The sequence below is a fragment of the Sphingomonas sp. CCH9-F2 genome (assembly GCF_001556735.1).
Classification (GTDB): Bacteria; Pseudomonadota; Alphaproteobacteria; order Sphingomonadales; family Sphingomonadaceae; genus Sphingomonas; species Sphingomonas ginsenosidimutans.
On the sequence record NZ_LSJO01000258.1, the window covers coordinates 1 to 3,066 of the forward strand.

Below are 3,066 nucleotides of genomic sequence, written 5' to 3' on the forward strand. Positions count from 1 at the left end.
GGGTAGGGGCGGGCCGTCGTCCGGACCGGGTTCGTCACCCCAGCGTCGGCTGGGGTCTCCCCGTTGGGAAGCGCCACGCCGCCCCGGCAACAGACCCCGGCTTTCGCTGGGGTGACGATCATGGCCAGGACGGGCTGACGGTAGCGGATTCCCACCCACCGCAAAAGAAAGGCCTCCCCCGACACCCGCCGGGAGAGGCCTCATCCGCTATCGGAACGACAGGCCGATCAGGCGACCTTCGCCTTCAGCGCGTCGACCAGGTCGGTCTTTTCCCAGGTGAACAGGTCGCCCTCCGGCGTGCGGCCGAAATGGCCGTAGGCGGCGGTCTTCGAATAGATCGGGGCGTTGAGCTTCAGATGCTCGCGGATGCCCTTGGGCGTCAGGCGGACGAGCTGCGGCAGCGCCGCCTCCAGCTTCGCTTCCTCGACCGTGCCGGTGCCGTGCAGGTCGACATAGACCGACAGCGGCTCGGCGATGCCGATCGCATAGGACAGCTGGATCGTGCAGCGCTTGGCCAGCCCCGCCGCGACGACGTTCTTCGCCAGATAGCGCGCGACATAGGCGGCCGAGCGGTCGACCTTGGTCGGGTCCTTGCCGCTGAACGCGCCGCCGCCGTGCGGGGCCGCGCCGCCATAGGTATCGACGATGATCTTGCGGCCGGTCAGCCCGGCGTCGCCGTCCGGCCCGCCGATCTCGAACTGGCCGGTCGGATTGATGTAGATCTTCGTCGCATCGTCGATGAAGCCGTCCGGCAGCACGTCGGTGAACACGCCCATCACGTAATCGCGCAGCACCGCATATTTCGCGGCGTCGGCGTTCTCGCCCTTCTCGCAATAGCCGGGGGCGTGCTGGGTCGACACGACCAGCGCGGTCGCCTTCACTGGCACGCCGCCTTCGTACTGCAACGTCACCTGGCTCTTGGCGTCCGGCTCCAGGAACGGCGCGGCGCCCGAATGGCGGTCGGCAGCCATCCGCTCCAGGATCTTGTGGCTGTAATATAGCGTGGCGGGCATCAGGCCCGGCGTCTCGTCGGTCGCGTAACCGAACATGATGCCCTGGTCGCCCGCGCCCTCGTCCTTGTTGCCGCTTTCGTCGACGCCCATCGCGATATGCGCGGACTGGCCGTGCAGTTCGTTGAGGAAGCGGAATTCGTTCCAGTGGAAGCCCGACTGTTCGTAGCCGATGCGCTTCACGGTCGCGCGGACGGTCGCCTCGATCTCCGCCTCGATCCCCGGCGCCCACTGACCGTCCTCATACACGCCCTTGCCGCGGATCTCGCCCGCCAGCACGACCAGCTGGGTGGTCGTCAGCGTCTCGCACGCGACGCGCGCCTCGGGGTCCTTGGACAGGAACAGATCGACGATCGAATCGGAAATCTGGTCCGCCACCTTGTCCGGGTGACCTTCGGAAACGGACTCGGAGGTGAAGATGAACGACTGACGCATGGGCGCTCCGGCAGGTGATAACGATATAAAGATGCCTTTATGTCTTTATCGCGAGCGGCGGCGGATGGCAAATGCGATCGCCACCAGCATGGCACCGACGATCGCCGCCATCGCATTGCCCAGTTGCGCGAACGGCGTCGGCGCGCGCGCGGGCGGGATCGGCAGGTCGATCGCCCCGGCGCGATGGTGCGGCACCACGCCCAGCACCTCGCCGTCGGCGGAGATCACCGACGAATTGCTGTTGGGTGTGGCGCGCACGATCGGCAGCCCTTCCTCGATCGCGCGCAGCTGCGCCTGGCGCAGGAACTGCGGCGGACCCCAGGTGCCGAACCACGCCTCGTTCGACGGGTTGAAGATCAGCCGCGGGCGATGTGCGCGGTCGGTGACATGGCCGGAAAAGATGATCTCGTAACACACCTGTACCCCCAACGGGCCGAAGGTCGTCAGGTCCAGCGTGCGCGGGCCGGGGCCGGGGATGAAATCGATATCGCCCGGCACCAGCCGCGACAGCCCCAACGGGCGCAGCAGCCATGGCATCGGGAGATACTCGCCATAGGGGACCAGATGCGCCTTGTCGTAGCGCCAGCGGATGCGCCCGCGCGGGTCGATCAGGAACACCGAATTGGCCGCGCTCTTGACCTCGCCGGCGGAATCGAAATGCAGCGCGGTGCCCCCCGTCATCAACAGGTCGCGCGGCCCCAGCACCGAAGCCATCCGCGCGCGTGTGGCATAGGGGCTGGTCGCGCCATAGATCCACGTCGGATAATCGTCCTCGATGAAGTCCCGGATCACGCCTTCGGGCCACAGCACCAGCCGCGGCGCGGCACCGGGGCGCCCCGACAGCCGGGTGAGCCGCGCGAGCATCATCGCCTGATCGCTCTCGCCGCGCTGGTCCTGCGCCACATTGGGCTGGACGGTGACGACGCGCGGGTCGGTCGGCCCGTCGCGCGTATCGGAATCGGGGACGTCGCCGACGCCGCGCACCACCTGCACCGCCAGCAGCGCGACCAGCGCGGCGGCCAGCGGCCAGCGCCGCCGAGTGACCAGCAGCAGGAGCGCGCCGGCGGTGACGACGAACAGCCCGGACAGCGCATAGGTGCCGATATCGCGCCCCAGCAGCGCGACATCGTTGACGGGAAGTCCCAGCCAGATCACGCCCAGCGGATCCCAGGCATAGCCGGTGAACACCCAGCTGCGCAGCCATTCGGTCAGGATCCACGCCGCGCCGAACAGCAGCACGAACGCGGTGTCGATCGCGGGGCGCCGGAACCGCCACGCCAGCGCGGCGGCGATCGCGGGATAGACCGCCAGATACAGCGCCAGCGCCAGCGGCGCGACATAACCCAGTACCGGCGGCATCTTGTCCTGAAAGTCGAAAGCGTGCTGGAACCAATTGTCGTTGATCGTGAAATGCCCGACCCCGAACGCCCAGCCGCGCCACGCCGCGCCGCGCCACGTCGGCGCGTCGTGCACCAGCCACATCCACCCCGCCAGGCAGGCGAGCGTCAGCCACCACCAGTCCAGCGGGGCGAAGCCGCACGCGGCGGCGGCGCCCAGCAACAGGGCGGCAAGGGCGGGGTAGCGGCGGAGCACGGTCATCGGCGGGGGTGATGTCCTGATC

Annotated in this window: 2 protein-coding genes; both read right to left on the bottom strand. The window is 68.5% G+C overall.

The window, feature by feature from the left end; all coding sequences use genetic code 11:
* Positions 1-227: 227 nt before the first annotated feature.
* Positions 228-1,445 carry a methionine adenosyltransferase gene (metK, locus tag AX685_RS07655; RefSeq protein WP_066487201.1) on the bottom strand — a complete coding sequence of 406 codons (1,218 nt, stop codon included), beginning with the start codon at positions 1,443-1,445 and terminating at the stop codon, positions 228-230.
* Positions 1,446-1,490: 45 nt separating this feature from the next.
* Positions 1,491-3,044 carry an apolipoprotein N-acyltransferase gene (gene lnt / locus AX685_RS07660; protein ID WP_066487203.1) on the bottom strand — a complete coding sequence of 518 codons (1,554 nt, stop codon included), beginning with the start codon at positions 3,042-3,044 and terminating at the stop codon, positions 1,491-1,493.
* Positions 3,045-3,066 lie beyond the last annotated feature (22 nt).